Origin of the sequence: Empedobacter sp. UBA5924, assembly GCF_002431085.1 — a bacterium.
GTDB lineage: Bacteria > Bacteroidota > Bacteroidia > Flavobacteriales > Weeksellaceae > Empedobacter > Empedobacter falsenii_B.
Genome location: NZ_DJDM01000038.1, coordinates 20,828 through 37,716, shown reverse-complemented (window position 1 = coordinate 37,716; position 16,889 = coordinate 20,828). Strand labels below are relative to the sequence as shown.

Here is a 16,889-nt window from a genome sequence, read left to right as displayed (position 1 = left end):
AATGAATTATGAAGTGATTTTGATTAGATTATAAGTTTATGTGAAGATTTATTTTCTAAATACTCAATTAATGTTTTAATCAATTGATTTTCTTTCAAAATCGTTTGATTTCCAATCAAAAATAATTGCTCTTTTGCACGTGTTAACGCCACATTTAGTTTTCGGTCAACATTTCCTTGGTCATTCATATTCACCAACGCATTCAATTGTGAATAATATGTTACCGCAAAACTATACAAAATAATATCGCGCTGACTTCCTTGATAACGCTCAACTGTATCAACCGTTATTTGCTCGTAATTAGGAATATTTGCTAATTCTAATTTTTGTTTAATCAAGGCAATTTGATTACGGAAAGGCGCAATAATTCCAATTGTTTTCTTTGCATCAAATTCTTTTTTATTGATTTCGTATAAATGAATAATTTCTTGTACAAATTTCACAATCAAATCGGCTTCTTGCTCATTCGTTGAAGGCAAATAAGGATTTTCGTCCACATTGATAAACGCAAAACGATGATTCGTAATAAAGTTTTGTAAATCATTTGATTGATTATGATTTTCAAAATGTAAATCTGCACGTTGGCGATGTAAACTTTGCTTAATCTCTTCATTCAAATTTGGAATATCATAGGCAACATTTAATTTTCCATCATAAAAATAATTGTTCGGAAAATCTGCAATTTCAGCATGCATTCTTCCTTGATAAGTCAATTGGTCAAATGAATTTTCGTTATTATTACGCTCACAAAATTCATACAAACGTTCGAAAATTGAGTTTTTACGATTGATTAAACCAATATTTTCTAATAATTCGTTGTTCGTTTTTGCTAATTCAGGATTTTGCAAAACAATTGCAGGCAACTGTTTGTGATCACCAATCATGATAAAACGTTCTGCTTTTGGTAGAATTCCAACAATTTGTGGTTCTAAAATTTGTGAAGCTTCATCAATAATAATTGTATCAAATTTCTTTAATTTCAGAATATCATTTTTACTCGAAATTGAAGCAACCGTCGAAACAAAAATGCGTTGTTTACGAATAATATCTTGAATTGTTTTTCTCGAAAATTTTTCTCCTTTTTGCTCTAAATCAACATCTTTTTGCTCGATAATTTTATTCAATAAATTAGGATGAAATTCAGGAGAAGTAGATAATTCATTCCCAATTCTGATGAACTTTTGTTCAATTTGATCAGAAATAGCCGAATTTATCGATTCACATAATTCATCAACCGCACGATTTGTATACGCCAAAAGCAAAATATTACAATCTTGTTTCTCGTAGATTTCTTTCACCAATTCTTTGATGATAATCGATGTTTTTCCTGTTCCTGGAGGTCCATTCAACAAGAAATAATCTTTAGAAGAAAGCGCTTTTTTCAAGATTCGATTTTGTTCATCCGAAAGATTTGAGTTAAAATACGCATAATCCATTTGATTTCTTGGAATAGATTGCGTTAAAATCAAATCTTTTTTTGCTTTAGAAGAATGAATTAATCCATACAGATTTCGGTACATCGAAACAAAAGAAGAATCCATAAAATCGCGTTCCAAAGCCCATTTTCCTGATGAATCAAACGAATCAAAAAAGCGTGTGTTGGGCTGCTGATAACGAAAACGCAACACAATAAATTCTCTCGAAATACTTTTGATGGTACATTTAAAAACCTGATTTGTTAAAACCGAATCTTTGAAATTATTTCTTGGATAAAGAATGCAAATATCACCTTCGCGAATCGAAATAAAATCATTCGCAGGATTAGTTCTTTTTAACTTGATTTCACGTTTTGGATCAGAAATATGATTTTCTACAATTTCTAAATCATAAATAATCTCGAAATTATTATTTTTTTCTTCGAAAGTATTCAGCCACAAACTCGCCAAACCGTTGTTAGAAGTTGATTGTCCCAAACCAAGTTTCGCCATATATTGCTCTTTCGCAATGAAATTCGTAAACGAATAAAAATAAGCTTTTTCTAACGGTGAACTATTTTTGATCGGATAGATAAATTTATCCAACTGTTCTTCTAAAATTTCTTTGAAACGAGGATTAATTTTTCGTTTGATAAAATTGGCAGGTTTAATCGAATAAATAGTTGATTCAATATCGGTTAATGCATGATTTGCTAACCGATTTTCATTGATAATTATTCGATTTCGTAAATCAAAAATACGTTGAACTCGCGCTAAAGTTGGCACATCAAAACGTAAATTTCCTTGATATACTTTCGAATAGAAGATATAACCTTCGGTGTTTTTTGTGACATCTTTAAACTCTAAATCATATAAAACACCAATAATTTGGTAATATAAAAAGAGCTGCGTCGCATGATTTGGCTTGACACTTTTTCCATCATCAGGAAAAGGTGCACCACCAGATTTCAGCTCGATAATTTTATTTTTTCCTTCGGGATTAATGTCTAATAAATCTAAACGACCCTGAATACCATATTGTTCGCACAAAAATGAAGGCTCTATTAATGCACGATCCAACGAAATATCATATTGAGGAAAATCCTCGGTCAACACTTTTTGAATACGGTCAAAATGACCTTTTGCTTCCAGATAATAATCTTTCAAGTCTTGTGGATTCGTCAAATCGTTGCAAGCCGTATATTCTAATGGATAATTTTTGAAATCATTCTTGAAAATCTCATTAAAATCTGTGTTTTCAATGTTTTCTGTTGAAAAATGATCGACTACTGAATTGGCAAAATTTCCTAAACGAATGTGTTTACTATTTGGCGATTCTTCAAATTTTTTCTGAATATAATGCAATTCAGAAGTTCCATAATCCTGAAAACATTCAGCAATTGCCGAAATATCAACCAAATAATCTGGTTCGAGAATGATAAAACGTGGATGATAAATTCCTTCTTCATCAATCGTCGAATTGACTAAATTTAATTGTGCACCAACCCAAAAATCCTCAACAGAAGTAAAGTTTTCATTTACGCCATCCTCATCAATTTGAACTGTAATATTTTCTTCTGTTTCATTATCTTCATGATCGCAAATCAAACAATCTCGTTTGATTTCAATCACTTGAACACGCAATTTTTTAACCCGATTTCGAGTAAGAATTTTGTTTGTATAAAATTCTTTTTCAGGAAAATAGTAGATAATTTCTGCTGGAATCATTACTTCATAAATCGAAGAAATAAAATCTGCAACATATTTATAATGTGTAAAATATTCGTGTTCTGTCGGTTCGTATTTCTCGCTCAGAATTCGTTGAGCCGTTTTACGAAAGGAATGAATTTTAGTGGAAACTTGGTATTGATTACAGATAAAAGATAGCTTCGAGAAAAAGTTAGAAAACTGTAAAGCTTCGTTTTTTGTCAACTCAAATGCAATATTTTCAACCAAACGTTTTAAATCTAAATATTTAAAATTGATTGGTTTATTGGCAAGTTGAATTTGTAAAACTTCATTTAGCAGTTGATTTCCTATTTCTTCTCGATTCACGGCGATTAATTTGGTGTAAAATTAAGACTAAATATTGTATTAAAAAGACGTTTAATCCCACGTTTTCCAATCATCACTTGTAAACAACCATTTTGGAGTTTTAATTTTACCTTGTTGTAATTTATACCAAGGATTTAATTTTTTATTCATCGGATTATTAAGAATTTGAATTTTTTCAAATTATTTAATTCTCAAAGGTGAAACAATGACAGCAAATCCATCAGGATCTAAGAAAGAAATTCCGTTATCATTCCAATATGGATTTTTAGATTTTATTGGTTTGATATGATGAAATTATAAACGCTCAATAATTTTTTCATATTCTTGTTGTGTTGTTGGATAAAATACCAAACAATTGTCTTCATCAAAGTGATGATTTATATTTTCGTGAGTTGTTGTAAATTTTAGATGCCAGTTTAAATCTGGTTTTCCAATAAAAATACCATCATATCCATTATGATTTTGAAACTCTCCAAGAATTTCAAAATTTAAAACTTTAGTATAGAATTTTTTTATTTAGTTGATTTGATTGGTATGACGAGCGACTCAAAATTGCATAAAATTCACTATTATTATTGATTGAAAATTAGTTTATTTTATTGAATTTTATGGAAATAATTTTAGTACAATGAAGAAAACTCTTTTATTAATTTCGTTTATTATTTTTAGTTTATTTAATGTATTTGCTCAAAAACAAAAAGATTCTAAAAGTTCTGAAGTTATTATTTCAAAAGATTTTAAAAATAAATTAGATCCAATTAAATCAAATTTTAATCGAATTAATTCGATTAAAATTTGGACAAAAATAAAAGAAATTGAAACTGATGATTCTACCGAAGGTGGTTTTATTAATTATTATTTTTTGAACGATAAATTAGAAAAAATTGTGGTTCGAAAATTTGGAAAATCAGGTCAATATTTAGCCGAATATTATTTGTTAAATGATAAATTGTCTTTTGTTTTTGAACAAGGTACAACTTATAATTTTCCTTTATATTGGAAAGGATTTGATGATAAAAAATCGAAAATTGAAGAATTTCGTTATTATTTTGAAGATAGAAAATTGATTCATTTTATAGGAAAATCTAAAAATTACAAAACTGAAAGTAAAGATACTTTGGACGAATTTGATGAGATAATTAAGAAAGAGAAAAGTAATTAGATAAATCAAAATAACTACATTTATTAAAAATTAAACAATGAAAATTGCCATATTAGATGATTATCAAAATGCTGTACCGTATTTGAAATGTTTTGATTTAATAAAAGATTATGATGTTAAGGTTTTAAATCGTTCATATACAAATACAAAGGATTTAGCAAAAGAAATTGAGGATGTTCAAATTTTAGTTTTGATAAGAGAACGTACGAAAATAAATGAAGAATTATTATCCCTTTTACCAAATTTGAAATTAATTAGTCAAACAGGCAAAATTTCAAATCATTTAGATTTAGCCGCTTGTACAAGTAGTGGAGTTGCTGTGTCAGAAGGAATTGGTTCTCCTATTGCTCCAGCCGAATTAACTTGGATGTTGATAATGAATGCAACTCGAAAAATACCTCAAGCTATCGAAGCGATGAAAAAAGGCGAGTGGCAGACTAATATTGGTTCTACAATAAATGGTAAAACAATTGGAATTTGGGGATATGGAAAAATAGGACAGATGATTGCACAATATGCAAAAGCTTTTGGAACGAAAGTGCAAGTTTGGGGAAGTGAAAATTCTCGTCAAAAAGCATTGGAGGATGGTTTTCAAGCAAGTAATTCTAAAGAAGATTTTTTCTCTACAAGCGATGTTGTTACACTTCATATTCGATTAAATGAGCAAACAAAAGGTATTGTGAAATTTGAAGATTTGAAATTAATGAAACATGATGCAATTATTGTAAATACTTCTAGAGCTGAACTAATTAAGAAAAATGATTTAAGTAAAGCTTTAAGTCAAAATACACCAACTTATGCTGCTTTAGATGTATATAACTCTGAACCAATTTATGATAAAAATAATGAATTTCTAACGAATCCGAATGTAATTTGTACGCCGCATTTGGGTTACGTTGAAGAAAATAGTTACGAATTATATTTCTCAAAAGCTTTTGAAAATGTTGTGAATTATATTGAAGGAAATCCAATCAATATTGCAAATCTTGAAGTTTTAGATTAATAAAAAATCCGTCAATTGACGGATTTTTTTAATACACTTCTTCTTTTTTGAAGAAAACCGTGTCGTTTCCTTTTCTAAATTTCAGTTCTGAATATCGAATCGTGTAATCATCAGACATTCCGTAAGTTTCTAAAATAAAATTATCCTTAAAACGATAATTTCTATTGGTTTTATGTTTTGCATTTGAACCTAATTCTTCTTTCAAACTCAATATTACTGGAGAAATTTTGAATCGAGGATCAGTTTCTATTCGATTAATAATGGTATTGACATCGGCAGAATCCATAATCAAAACTGTTTCTTGTTTCATGTTTTTAATTCCAGAAATAACTGTCGAAACAATTTTTAAATTTCCTTTAAACCCAATTCCAGCTTGGTGTAAATCGGTTTTCAAATCATCATTAGAATACATTTGACTTCTGTAACCATATTTCACCATCGGAATCATCACAATAAAAAATATCGCAAGCGAAACTATCATTGCAGCTTTGTTGTAGCCTGCCATTCTCAATCCATAATATATAAATGGAATCAAAATCAATAATACAATTCCGAATATAATGACAGCAATTAATCCTGATTCCATTAGCCGTTAATCATATTTAAAAATTCGTCCTCGGTCAACACGACAACTGTTCCAATTTCTTCTGCTTTTTTCAATTTACTTCCAGCTTTATCGCCAGCAACCAAAAAATTTAAGTTTTTAGAAACTGCAGAAATATTTTTTCCACCATGATCTTCCACCATTTTTTGTGCATCAGTTCGATTGAATTTAGTCAAAGTTCCTGTAAACAAAAACGTTTTGCCTTCCAAAGAATCTGACAAAGGTTTTGCTTCTTCACCAATCTCGAAATTCAACCCGTAATCACGTAAACGTTGAATCAAAATTTGATGCTGTTCTTCTTTAAAATATTCCTTAATCGAAATTGCAATTTTTTCTCCAACATCCGTTACAGAAACTAATTCTTCCATTGTTGCATTCATCAAACGATCAATAGTTTGAAAATGTTTAACCAATTTTTTTGCAACCGTTTCACCTACATGACGAATTCCAATTGCGTACAACACCTTTTCGAAAGGTTGCTCTTTAGATTTTTCGACAGAATTAATAATATTTTGAGCAGATTTTTCAGCCATTCTTTCCAGAGGCAAAATATCTTCTTTTTGTAAAGTATAAAAATCAGCAATGTTATTAAGCAAATTTGCTTTGTGTAGCAAAACAGCTGTTTCACCACCAATACTCTCAATATCCATTGCTTTTCGAGAAACAAAATGCTCTAATTTTCCAATTATTTGAGGTTCGCAACCATTTTCATTTGGACAATAATGCTGTGCTTCGCCATCGTTACGAATTAATTCTGTTCCGCAAGAAGGACAATTTTTAATAAATTCGATTTCTTCCGTTCCAGGTTTGCGAACATCAGTATTAACACCAACAATTTTCGGAATAATTTCGCCGCCTTTTTCCACATAAACCATATCACCAATGCGGATATCCAACTTTTTAATAATATCTTCGTTGTGGACAGAAGCACGTTTTACGATTGTTCCAGCCAAAGAAATAGGTGCAAGATTTGCAACAGGCGTAATCGCTCCAGTACGACCAACTTGATAATCGATGCTCAATAATTCGGTTTCGGCAGCTTCAGCTTTAAATTTATACGCCATTGCCCAACGTGGAGATTTCGCAGTATAACCTAATTCATCTTGTTGCGAAAAAGAATTTACTTTGATCACAATTCCGTCCGTTTCGTAAGGTAAATTTTTACGTTCGATATCCCAATGATCTACAAAAGCTAAAACTTCTTCCAAAGAAGTACATAATTTTGATGTATGCGGAATCTTAAAACCTAATTCATCAGCGGCTTGTAGCATTTCCCATTGTGTAGAATAAGGTAAATTATTTCCGATAAAATAATATGGGAAACATTGTAAACCGCGTTTCGCAACTTCTGTATTATCTTGTAATTTTAATGATCCAGAAGCGGTATTTCGAGGATTTGCATACAATTCTAAACCATTATTAGCGCGTTCTTCATTAATTGAAGCGAATTTATTGAGCGGAATTGTAATTTCGCCACGCATATAAAAACGTTCAGGATAATTTCCTTTCAATTTCAATGGAACAGATTGTATAGTACGTATATTATTCGTGATTTCATCACCTTGTGTTCCATCTCCACGCGTTACAGCCTGCGTCAATTCTCCATTTTCATACAAAATAGAAATCGAAGCGCCATCATATTTCAATTCGCAAACAAATTCTACTTTTTCACCTAACGTTTTCTCAATTCGTTTTTCCCAATCTTGTAAATCTTCAATTGAATATGAATTGTCTAACGAATACATTCTAAATTCGTGTGTAATCGTCGGAAAATTTTTTGTAACCATTCCACCAACGCGTTGTGTAGGGGAATTAACATCAAAAAAGATAGGATTTTCGTCTTCTAATCGTTTTAATTCTTTCAATTTCAAATCAAATTCGAAATCAGAAATTGTCGGATTATCTAAAACGTAATAATTATAATTATGCTGAGTAAGCTCTTCTCGAAGCGCTAAAATTTTGTCTTGTATTTCCATTCTAAAAATGTTACCGAACAAAGATAAACACTTGAATTAATACGAACAATTTTTAAAATAATTTGGAATGATTTATATTTAGGAATATTTATTGCAACGTTTATTGAAAAATAATCAACTATGAATAATTTATTAGAAGTTTTGGACACAAAATCAAAAGGTTTTGAAAATACAGTTTCTATCGTAACAACTGGAGCAGCAGCAGGAATTGCAATTTCGAAAGCAATTAATAAGAACGAAAAAATTGGAGCTGTTGTTGGAGTAGGAGTAGGCTTGCTGGTTTATGCAATGTTTAGTCCTCAAAACAAATTGGAAAAAGAGAATAAAAAATTGGAAAAGCAAATAGAAGAGTTTGAAGCTAAATTGGAAAAATAATCTGTTTTTATTTGTAAGTATTTTAACTTATTTGGTGAGTTTAATTTTGCCTGTTCACTTATTAAGTATTGATTTTATTGAATATTATTCTGGAGATTCTAGAACAGAATATTTGAATTACATATCTAATATTAGGATATATAACGATATCAGAGTTGCCAATTGATTTTATCTGTTGGTTAGGGAACTTTACATTATTATTTTCTTGGATTTTTTATAAGATAAAAATAGGATGAATATTAGGTATTATCGCTGTTATTCAAATGTCATTATACGAAATTAATCATTTAACAAGATTAGATATTTTACAAATACATGAATATGATTTACCACATTTTGGTTATTGGATTTGGTTATTTTCATCCATTTTTGTCCTAATTTATCATTACAAAAAATATAAATTAAAAAGTCAAACATTGTAAAGTTTGACTTTTTAGTTTTGTGATATTCATAATTCGTTCTCGAAGATGATTAGATAGAATTTATTCTTAAGACATTTTAAATGTTTTTATCTTAATAATTATATTGATTTTCGAATTAATTAGCAATCCATACTCTATGAAAACCTTTATTTAATGCCAATTTGGACTGATTTTCTTCTATTTTACGAATATGAAAATTCACTCTCGAAGATGATTTAAGTATAAACAAAATTTGCTTGTATAATTTATTGATTCTATATTATATTATATCTATAAAATTAGTCGAGATTAGTGTTGTTTTAGAAAATTGGAATTAATACATTTGTTAAAATAAATACTCTATAAAAACTATAGATATTATATAAGAAAATGAATCAACTAAAAGAGATATTAGAAAAAGTTACAGGACAAGTAAGTTTAGAAGAAAAATTATTTTTTTTGAATAACAACGTTAAAGAAAAAATAGTTTTTTCGACAAGTTTTGGTTTCGAAGATCAAGTTATTTCTCATGTTATTTTAAGTCAAAAATTAGACAATATTAAGATTTTTACTTTAGATACAGGTCGTGTTTTTCAGGAAACGTACAATACGTGGAACAAAACAGAATTTAAATATCAAGCGAAGATTAAACCATTTTATCCACCAACAGAGGAGTTAGAAAATTTTGTTGAAGAAAATGGAATTAATCCTTTTTACGATTCGGTTGATTTAAGAAAACAATGTTGCTATATCAGAAAAGTAATTCCTTTGAATCGTGCATTAAAAGAAGCATCAGTTTGGATTACAGGTTTGCGTGCGGAGCAATCGAATAATCGACATGATATGCACGAAATAGAGTTTGACGAAGAAAAACAATTATTCAAATTCAATCCATTGATTGATTTTACAACAGGGGATTGTTTCGAATATTTGAAAGAAAATAGAGTTCCTTACAACCCGTTACACGACAAGGGTTTTATAAGTATTGGTTGTGCTCCTTGCACACGTGCTATAAACGAAGGTGAAGATTTTCGTGCCGGAAGATGGTGGTGGGAAGACAATAGTAAAAAAGAATGCGGTCTACATGCAAAGTAGACTTCAGGTGTTAATTTAATTTGAATGACTCAGCCTATTTTAGGTTGAGTTTTTTGTTTACTTTTACTAGATAAGTTTCAATAATGGAAATAGAACAAATCTTAAATCAAATTTCGCCACTTTCATCACAGTCTATTCAATTGATAGCAGATAAAATTCAATTGATTCGATTACCAAAAAACACCACGCTTATTGATGCTGATAAAGTTGAGAAAAAGTTATATTTCATCAAAAAAGGAATTGTTCGCGCGTATACGATAGACGATGGAAAAGAAATTACGTTTTGGTTTGGGAAAGAAGGCGATTTGATTTTATCGATGCGAAGTTATGTCGAAAATAAAATTAGTTACGAAACAATCGAATTAATGGAAGATTGTGAGTTATATGAAATTAAATCTTCAGACATACAATTGTTTTATGCGACAAATTTAGAAATTGCAAATTGGGGAAGAAAACTTGCTGAAATTGAATTGATAAAAACTGAAGAGCGTTTTATTTCTAGGCAACTAGGAACGGCGATTGATCGTTATAAAAAATTGTTAGAAGAAAATCCAAGTTTGATTAATCGTGTGCAATTAGGTTATATCGCGTCTTATTTAGGAATTTCTCAAGTGACATTAAGTAGGATTCGCACAGAAATTTAAGCGAATAATTTTTTTACAAATGTAAAAAAAATCTATTTTTTTCTAATTCATCTTTGCATCAAAATATTAACAAAATGAATTGGATTTTATTGATTTTAGGAGGATTATTCGAGATTGGATTTACATCATCTTTAGGGAAAGCCAAAGAAACAACAGGCTCAGAAATGTACATTTGGTATGGCGCTTTTGCAATATGTTTGGTTGCAAGTATGACGTTATTAATCAAAGCAACACAAACTTTACCTTTGGGAACTGCTTATGCTGTTTGGACTGGAATTGGCGCTGTTGGAACAGTTTTAATCGGAATTTTTGTATTCAAAGAACCAGCTAATTTTTGGAGAATATTCTTTATTTTTACATTAATTAGTTCAATTGTAGGATTAAAATTTGTTTCGCATTAATGAACGAAGAAATTACAATAAAAAGAGTTGAAGAAAAACACATTACAGAACTTCAAGAAATCTCTAAAAAGACATTTGCAGATACATTTTCTTCTTCTAACACAGAAGAGGATATGCAAAAATATTTGAACGAAAGTTTTTCAGAAGATCAATTATTAAAAGAATTGAAGAATCAAAATTCGTTGTTCTTTTTTGCAATGATTAACCAAAAAATTGTCGGTTATCTGAAATTAAATATTGGTGATGCTCAAACAGAAGTTTATGATATGAATTCTTTGGAAATTGAAAGAATTTATGTGTTAGAATTGTTTCAAGGAAAGAAAATTGGACAAATTCTTTTTAATAAAGCTGTAGAAATAACTAAAAACCTCAACTTGCATACAATTTGGTTAGGAGTTTGGGAAAAGAATATTTCTGCGATTAATTTCTATTTAAAGAATGGTTTCGAAAAATTCGATCAACATATTTTCAGACTTGGTGATGATGAACAAATAGATTATTTAATGAGATTAAAATTATAAGATTTATAATATGTCAAAATGTCTTATTAATTCTATATTTTATCAATAATGTGAAGTGGTATTGTTTTTGACATTGTAACAAAAAAATAATAGATATGGACACAAATAGAGATTATACATTCGAAGAAATACCAGATAGCTCTCACAATGAGCAAGATTTTTATGCAAAATTCAAAGAAAGATTAGATGATGTACAAAAATTTCCAGCTGATTATTTGTTCAAATTCATTTATCCTTCAAGTGAAGAAACGATGGAAAAAATCAAAGATATTTTTGCAGGAACGAATGCTGAATTTGATTACAAAGCTTCAAAAAATAGAAAATATACATCTATTTCGATTAAACTTTATGTGATTGATGCGGATACAGTAATCAATTATTACAAAGAAGTTTCGAAGATAGAAGGCGTTATAATGTTATAAAAAAGGTTGCAAATGCAACCTTTTTTTATCTTTTTAAAAAGAGTAGGGAGGTATCAATTTTTCAATTATGAAATTAATGTTCCCAGAGTAACCCTCTTTATTATGTTAAATACATAATGTGATTATTTTACTTCTTCGATAAAAACAATTGAAATCAATTTTTTAAATTATTATTTTTTTCAACTTGCAAAGATTTATCGGAACTAAATTTTAGTTTATACTTCATTTTATAAAATTTTGAAAGTTAATTTTCAAAATTTTGCATTCTCAATTCATTTCATAAAATCAACTTATTTAGAATAGAATTTTTGCTTTATTAAATTTTCTTAGAAATAGTGAGTTATTAAAGTTATTATTAATCAATTTTAAATACTTGTAAATACTTACAAATATTTGTAAATGGATATATTGCTGAATATAAATTTATTATAATTAATGTAGAATTGTTTTTTAAATGTTTAATCAGATAAATTTTTAGTAAAACTATTTTAATAAGTATAATTGAGCACAAACTTTTGCATCAGATAAAGCTTCATGATGGTTGAGTTGAAGATTAAATCGGCGAGCACAATCGGATAATTTTGTAGGAACAATTCCTTTCTGTTTGAAAATTCTGTATGTACATTCCCACTTTTCGGCAAGGTTAAGTTGAGAGTAATTGAGGCTATAAAACTCCATTGTATTCTTCAAAACAGAACGATCAAACGATTCGTTATGTGCAACAACAAGCTGATTTTGTAAACGATGTTTGATTTCAAAATAGACGTCTTCAAAACTTGGTGCATCAATTGTGTCTTCGGGACGAATTCCATGAACCAAAATATTATGATAATTATATTGATTTTGTGGTGGTTGAATTAACGTGTAATACTCGTCTGTAATCACATTATCTGTCACAGTTACAATTCCAACCGCGCAAGCAGAATTACGATAATTGTTTGCAGTTTCGAAATCGATGGCAACAAAATTTTCCATAATTTATATTTTGTTCGATATAAAATTAATGATATTTTCTTGTTCGAAAGGAGAAAACCAATTGACAGTTTCATCTTTTTTGAACCATGTCATTTGACGTTTTGCAAAACGTCTTGTATTCTTTTTGATTTCTTCTATCGCAAAATCCAATGTAATTTTCTCTTCAAAAAAGTCGAACAATTCTCGATAACCAACAGTTTGCAAAGCATTCAAATCTTTTAAAGGAAATAAATTTTTTGCTTCATTTAATAAACCTTCGTTCATCATAATATCAACTCGACGATTGATTCGGTCGTACATTTCTTCGCGAGGAAGTTCTAAACCGATTTTAATTATGTTAAATGGATGTTTGTTCAAATCTTGATTTCTGAAGTTAGAGAAAGGTAAACCCGAAGATCTAAAAATTTCTAAAGCACGTGTTACACGCTGTTTATTGAAAATATCAACTTCTTCAAAATACTTTGGATCGACTTCTTGCAATTCTTTTTGCAATTTTTCAATTCCAAATTCAGCAAGCTCATTATTCAAATCTTCTCTAATTTTAGGATTAACATCAGGAAATTCGTCAAAGCCAACTGTGATCGCTTTTTCATATAAACCAGATCCACCAACCATGACGCAAATGTCATTTGTTTTGAAATAATTATTCAAAAAAGCTAAGCCATCACGCTCAAAATCACCAACCGAATATTTTTCGTGAATAGAAATATTTTGAATAAAATGATGCTTCACTTCAGTCAATTCTTCCTCAGAAGGAACAGCAGTTCCTATCTTCATTTCTTTGAAAAATTGACGACTATCACAAGAAATAATTTCGGATTGAAAATGTTTTGCAACTTCTATTGCCAAATTGGTTTTACCAATTGCAGTTGGTCCAACAATAGAAATTAAGGTTTTATTATTTTGAATTTTTTGCATGTTATATGAAATCGAGCGCAAGATACTTCGATATTTTATGAAAAGAAAAAGCTTCTATAAAAAATAGAAGCTTTGTAAATTATATTGATCTTTAATTAATCATTAAAGTGGTAAAGGAAAACAACATCCGCCGTATAAGCAGGTTTCGGATTATCTTTAATTTCTAAATTTGCTTCGATGACAACTTTTGCAATTCCTCTCAAATTAGTAATAGATTTCAATTTTGCAGTTAATCTTACCTCACTATCAACCAAAACAGCTTGTCCAAATCTCAAATTTTCAATTCCATAATTGATTAACATTTTGATGTTGCGCACTTCCGCAATTTGATCCCACAAATGTGGAATTAAAGATAGCGTTAAATAACCATGCGCTATTGTTTTTTTGAAAGGTCCTTCGTTAGCTGCTTTTTCAGGATCTGTATGAATCCATTGATGATCTAAAGTTGCATCAGCAAAGCGATTGATTTGTTCTTGATTTATTATATGCCAGTCAGATTTACCGATTTCTTTACCTTCGAAAGCTTTGTATTCATCGAAATTATTAATAATTACCATTATTCAGGTGTTTTAGTTTTTAGTATTGTATTGCTCAAATCTAATAAATAATCGTCAGATAATAAATTTTATTTATGAGAAAGAGAGCATTTTTTGAATAATCTAAAAATAAAAAATCCGACTGAAAATTCAATCGGATTTTTTATAGCTATTTAATTTATTGCTACTCAATAATTTTTGCATCTTCAACATTTGCATAGGCTCTTTGCGTATCTCTCCATGCAAGATATTTAATAATTTCTTTGTTGAAATATTTCATTCCAAAAAGTAAAATCCCAAAATCATCTATCAAACCAAAAGGTCCAAATAGCGCTTCTGGAATAATATCAATAGGAGAAATAATGTATAAAGTTGCTACAAATCCAAGAAATAAATTCATGTTGTCAGGTTTATAACTTCCTTTTTTGTAATCACCTAACATATTGAAAAAAGCCTTTACTTTTTCAAAAAAAGATTTGTCTTTTTGAGCTGCCATTGCTGCTTCTCCAGCGACTTTAAAGAATTTTGATTTTTTCATTTCACAAAATATGTTTTAAAAACGTATTATGTATTACAAAGTACATGCCAAAACATTTAAATTGATTTTTGTGTCATGTTAAAACTTTATGTTACATTGTTTTACTTGTTTTTCTTTTTCAGTTTAATGATTTTTGCATTCAATATTCTGTCAAGCTTTGGATATCTTTCGCGCATTAATTTTGTGCTGTTAAAAATTTCTTCATCTTCCATTGTTTGTCCAGCGTAACCATCATACAAACTTTCTACAACATTCATTCCGTTCACCACTTTTCCAAAACTTGGAAAACCTACTACATCATTGGAATTGATTGTATCCAAACGATGATTATCTTTCAGATTAATAAACAAATCCAAATCTCTTGTGTTTTTTCCTGCGCGCGCAAAACTCAAAGCTCCTTTATTATTTCCAGCAATAACAGGTTCATCTTCTACAATAAACTTTTTCCATTGATTAGAAACAATTGTGTCTGTATTTCCAAATTGGGCGACAAAGTTCGGAACAACACGATAAAAAGTTCCATCTTCGAAAAAATTGTATTTAACCAATTGATAAAAACGATCAACAGCTTTTGGCGATAATTTTCTTTCAACTTCGATATCAATATTTCCTTTTGTTGTTTCAAATCGAGCAACAAAATTTTCTGGTGCCTGTTTCGTTGTCCATTTTTTATGAAAAACCGTTTTGCTAGAAGTACAAGCCGAAAGCGTAATAAGTGTAAATAATGTTAGAGTAATTTGTTTCATGTTCTAATTTTGTGGATTAAACTTAAACAAAAAACGACACTTAGCGTAAGTGTCGTTTCATTATTTTTGCAATTCTTGTTCAATTTTAAAAAACCATTCTGTTTTCTGGTTATAAACTTCCGCTTCGGCAAGCATATAATGTGCTTCTTTGGTTTCTTCATATTTCACGCGATCCATCGTTTCTGGGTTGAAAGGTGGTAAAGGTTGCACTTCTGCACTAAAAGTTTTGGTGTGGCCTTTATATGTAAATGTTTTGGTGATAATTTCTTTTTCCATTGTCTTTTAATCTTTGGTAAAAATACAACTTTTGCAACGGAGAATTTACATTCGGAATAATTTAATTTTTAGGCTGAATTATTTTTTGATAAATAGTAATTTTGCAGCTATATGATTACTCAAAATAATTCTAATCAACAACAAGTTCTTGTCGTTTCTTCGTTTGATGAACTTGTACATACAGCTTTTTCTGGGAAAAATAATGCGATAAATTGGCGGCGAAATTTAGAAGGTGATTTTGAGGAAATTGTGAATCAATTGATTTTAAAAGATGATATTACTGTTATTTCTATTGATGATTTGAATGATTTAGATTTATCTAATGAAGGAATTAAAGCGAGAAATATTTTGATCAATGATTTACAACAATTAACTGATTTTGGCGCTTCGCCAACTTTAAACTTACTGAAATGTTACGAACGCGATACTGAATTTGATTTTATTTCGACAGATGTTTATTCATTTCACGTTGATCGTTCGCCAATTCCTACGGATACTTTTTTGTGCACTTACTATGGCGCTTCCAGTGATATTGTAGCAAATGAAGATGTGGAACAAAAAATTTTGATTCCAGAAATTAGAGAAAAACTATTCGAATTATATGATGGATACATTGATGGTTTTGAAGATTTTTTGAAAGAATATTTCTTTGATTTGCATTATCAAATTCGTCCAGGTGTTGAACCAATTAATTTAGGATTAGGAAATCTTTGGCGATTGGCAGTTGATCATCCAGAACAAAAAGTTTTGCCTTGTGTACATCGCGCGCCGAAAGAAAATAAAGATGAATATCGATTATTGTTAATCTGTTAGGAATAAATTAATC

20 protein-coding genes are annotated in these 16,889 nt (G+C 29.4%); 9 read left to right on the top strand and 11 right to left on the bottom strand.

All coding sequences use genetic code 11. The annotated features are described in order from the left end of the window. Window positions 1-23: 23 nt before the first annotated feature. The 3 genes from B3792_RS10980 to B3792_RS14140 all read right to left on the bottom strand — a co-directional run bounded on the left by B3792_RS10980 (window position 24) and on the right by B3792_RS14140 (window position 3,986). Window positions 24-3,470, bottom strand: coding sequence for an ATP-dependent helicase (locus tag B3792_RS10980; RefSeq protein WP_219034629.1), 3,447 nt, complete (start codon window positions 3,468-3,470; stop codon window positions 24-26). A gap of 180 nt (window positions 3,471-3,650) precedes the next feature. Beyond that, window positions 3,651-3,746, bottom strand: coding sequence for a hypothetical protein (locus B3792_RS14145; protein ID WP_371875737.1), 96 nt, complete (start codon window positions 3,744-3,746; stop codon window positions 3,651-3,653). Between the two features lie 18 nt (window positions 3,747-3,764). Beyond that, the gene (locus tag B3792_RS14140; RefSeq protein WP_371875736.1) at window positions 3,765-3,986 is read right to left on the bottom strand and encodes a hypothetical protein; all 222 of its coding nucleotides are present in this window, start codon (window positions 3,984-3,986) and stop codon (window positions 3,765-3,767) included. Between the two features lie 112 nt (window positions 3,987-4,098). Between B3792_RS14140 and B3792_RS10975 the strand changes: the two genes are divergently transcribed. Both B3792_RS10975 and B3792_RS10970 read left to right on the top strand, forming a co-directional pair. Then, entirely contained in the window at window positions 4,099-4,632 is a 534-nt protein-coding gene (locus tag B3792_RS10975) for a hypothetical protein (protein WP_291048334.1), read from the top strand. Between the two features lie 37 nt (window positions 4,633-4,669). Further along, window positions 4,670-5,635 (top strand): D-2-hydroxyacid dehydrogenase family protein, encoded by a 966-nt coding sequence (locus B3792_RS10970; protein WP_221854490.1) that lies wholly within the window; start codon window positions 4,670-4,672, stop codon window positions 5,633-5,635. Between the two features lie 28 nt (window positions 5,636-5,663). Here B3792_RS10970 and B3792_RS10965 read toward each other — a convergent pair whose 3' ends face one another. Next, window positions 5,664-6,221 (bottom strand): hypothetical protein, encoded by a 558-nt coding sequence (locus B3792_RS10965; protein ID WP_291048330.1) that lies wholly within the window; start codon window positions 6,219-6,221, stop codon window positions 5,664-5,666. Then, window positions 6,221-8,215, bottom strand: a complete 1,995-nt coding sequence (gene ligA / locus B3792_RS10960) for an NAD-dependent DNA ligase LigA (RefSeq protein WP_291048327.1) — start codon at window positions 8,213-8,215, stop codon at window positions 6,221-6,223. The genes B3792_RS10965 and ligA overlap by 1 nt, the downstream gene beginning before the upstream one ends. A gap of 120 nt (window positions 8,216-8,335) precedes the next feature. Here ligA and B3792_RS10955 point away from each other — a divergent pair, with 120 nt between their 5' ends. From B3792_RS10955 to B3792_RS10930, 6 genes are all read left to right on the top strand, one after another. Then, the gene (locus B3792_RS10955; RefSeq protein WP_038334370.1) at window positions 8,336-8,590 is read left to right on the top strand and encodes a hypothetical protein; all 255 of its coding nucleotides are present in this window, start codon (window positions 8,336-8,338) and stop codon (window positions 8,588-8,590) included. 791 nt (window positions 8,591-9,381) lie between these two features. Then, the gene (locus B3792_RS10950) at window positions 9,382-10,086 is read left to right on the top strand and encodes a phosphoadenylyl-sulfate reductase (RefSeq protein WP_115000595.1); all 705 of its coding nucleotides are present in this window, start codon (window positions 9,382-9,384) and stop codon (window positions 10,084-10,086) included. Window positions 10,087-10,169: 83 nt separating this feature from the next. Further along, window positions 10,170-10,730, top strand: a complete 561-nt coding sequence (locus B3792_RS10945; protein WP_219034624.1) for a Crp/Fnr family transcriptional regulator — start codon at window positions 10,170-10,172, stop codon at window positions 10,728-10,730. Window positions 10,731-10,804: 74 nt separating this feature from the next. After that, on the top strand, window positions 10,805-11,131 hold the full coding sequence (locus tag B3792_RS10940) for a DMT family transporter (RefSeq protein WP_219034623.1): 327 nt from the start codon (window positions 10,805-10,807) through the stop codon (window positions 11,129-11,131). Continuing rightward, window positions 11,131-11,652 (top strand): GNAT family N-acetyltransferase, encoded by a 522-nt coding sequence (locus B3792_RS10935; protein ID WP_221854488.1) that lies wholly within the window; start codon window positions 11,131-11,133, stop codon window positions 11,650-11,652. The genes B3792_RS10940 and B3792_RS10935 overlap by 1 nt, the downstream gene beginning before the upstream one ends. Window positions 11,653-11,747: 95 nt before the next feature. After that, entirely contained in the window at window positions 11,748-12,074 is a 327-nt protein-coding gene (locus tag B3792_RS10930) for a DUF493 family protein (protein ID WP_219034621.1), read from the top strand. A gap of 483 nt (window positions 12,075-12,557) precedes the next feature. On the opposite strand, the gene B3792_RS10925 is transcribed toward B3792_RS10930, so the two are convergent. The 6 genes from B3792_RS10925 to B3792_RS10900 form a co-directional block, all read right to left on the bottom strand. After that, complete coding sequence (locus tag B3792_RS10925) at window positions 12,558-13,049, bottom strand: 3'-5' exonuclease (protein WP_038334348.1); 492 nt, start codon at window positions 13,047-13,049, stop codon at window positions 12,558-12,560. 3 nt (window positions 13,050-13,052) lie between these two features. After that, window positions 13,053-13,967 carry a tRNA (adenosine(37)-N6)-dimethylallyltransferase MiaA gene (gene miaA / locus B3792_RS10920; protein WP_286494844.1) on the bottom strand — a complete coding sequence of 305 codons (915 nt, stop codon included), beginning with the start codon at window positions 13,965-13,967 and terminating at the stop codon, window positions 13,053-13,055. A gap of 95 nt (window positions 13,968-14,062) precedes the next feature. Beyond that, the gene (locus tag B3792_RS10915) at window positions 14,063-14,524 is read right to left on the bottom strand and encodes a MaoC family dehydratase (RefSeq protein ID WP_038334338.1); all 462 of its coding nucleotides are present in this window, start codon (window positions 14,522-14,524) and stop codon (window positions 14,063-14,065) included. 163 nt (window positions 14,525-14,687) lie between these two features. Further along, the gene (locus tag B3792_RS10910; protein WP_115000587.1) at window positions 14,688-15,041 is read right to left on the bottom strand and encodes a YkvA family protein; all 354 of its coding nucleotides are present in this window, start codon (window positions 15,039-15,041) and stop codon (window positions 14,688-14,690) included. Window positions 15,042-15,142: 101 nt separating this feature from the next. Then, window positions 15,143-15,787: a peptidylprolyl isomerase gene (locus tag B3792_RS10905; protein WP_221854483.1), complete on the bottom strand. Its 645-nt coding sequence runs from the start codon at window positions 15,785-15,787 to the stop codon at window positions 15,143-15,145. Window positions 15,788-15,847: 60 nt separating this feature from the next. Further along, the gene (locus B3792_RS10900) at window positions 15,848-16,063 is read right to left on the bottom strand and encodes a hypothetical protein (RefSeq protein ID WP_038334324.1); all 216 of its coding nucleotides are present in this window, start codon (window positions 16,061-16,063) and stop codon (window positions 15,848-15,850) included. A 111-nt stretch (window positions 16,064-16,174) separates the two neighbouring features. On the opposite strand from B3792_RS10900, the gene B3792_RS10895 reads away from it, so the two are divergent. Further along, window positions 16,175-16,876 (top strand): DUF1826 domain-containing protein, encoded by a 702-nt coding sequence (locus B3792_RS10895; RefSeq protein ID WP_219034616.1) that lies wholly within the window; start codon window positions 16,175-16,177, stop codon window positions 16,874-16,876. Window positions 16,877-16,889 lie beyond the last annotated feature (13 nt).

Bases quoted from the DNA above. Each gene is read 5' to 3' on its own strand.
- B3792_RS10915 (WP_038334338.1), bottom strand. From the start codon at position 14,524: ATGGTAATTATTAATAATTTCGATGAATACAAAGCTTTCGAAGGTAAA.
- B3792_RS10905 (WP_221854483.1), bottom strand. From the start codon at position 15,787: ATGAAACAAATTACTCTAACATTATTTACACTTATTACGCTTTCGGCT.
- B3792_RS10900 (WP_038334324.1), bottom strand. From the start codon at position 16,063: ATGGAAAAAGAAATTATCACCAAAACATTTACATATAAAGGCCACACC.
- B3792_RS10935 (WP_221854488.1), top strand. From the start codon at position 11,131: ATGAACGAAGAAATTACAATAAAAAGAGTTGAAGAAAAACACATTACA.
- B3792_RS10925 (WP_038334348.1), bottom strand. From the start codon at position 13,049: ATGGAAAATTTTGTTGCCATCGATTTCGAAACTGCAAACAATTATCGT.
- B3792_RS10945 (WP_219034624.1), top strand. From the start codon at position 10,170: ATGGAAATAGAACAAATCTTAAATCAAATTTCGCCACTTTCATCACAG.
- miaA (WP_286494844.1), bottom strand. From the start codon at position 13,967: ATGCAAAAAATTCAAAATAATAAAACCTTAATTTCTATTGTTGGACCA.
- B3792_RS10940 (WP_219034623.1), top strand. From the start codon at position 10,805: ATGAATTGGATTTTATTGATTTTAGGAGGATTATTCGAGATTGGATTT.
- B3792_RS10955 (WP_038334370.1), top strand. From the start codon at position 8,336: ATGAATAATTTATTAGAAGTTTTGGACACAAAATCAAAAGGTTTTGAA.
- B3792_RS10970 (WP_221854490.1), top strand. From the start codon at position 4,670: ATGAAAATTGCCATATTAGATGATTATCAAAATGCTGTACCGTATTTG.
- ligA (WP_291048327.1), bottom strand. From the start codon at position 8,215: ATGGAAATACAAGACAAAATTTTAGCGCTTCGAGAAGAGCTTACTCAG.
- B3792_RS10930 (WP_219034621.1), top strand. From the start codon at position 11,748: ATGGACACAAATAGAGATTATACATTCGAAGAAATACCAGATAGCTCT.
- B3792_RS10950 (WP_115000595.1), top strand. From the start codon at position 9,382: ATGAATCAACTAAAAGAGATATTAGAAAAAGTTACAGGACAAGTAAGT.
- B3792_RS10910 (WP_115000587.1), bottom strand. From the start codon at position 15,041: ATGAAAAAATCAAAATTCTTTAAAGTCGCTGGAGAAGCAGCAATGGCA.
- B3792_RS10975 (WP_291048334.1), top strand. From the start codon at position 4,099: ATGAAGAAAACTCTTTTATTAATTTCGTTTATTATTTTTAGTTTATTT.
- B3792_RS10965 (WP_291048330.1), bottom strand. From the start codon at position 6,221: ATGGAATCAGGATTAATTGCTGTCATTATATTCGGAATTGTATTATTG.
- B3792_RS10895 (WP_219034616.1), top strand. From the start codon at position 16,175: ATGATTACTCAAAATAATTCTAATCAACAACAAGTTCTTGTCGTTTCT.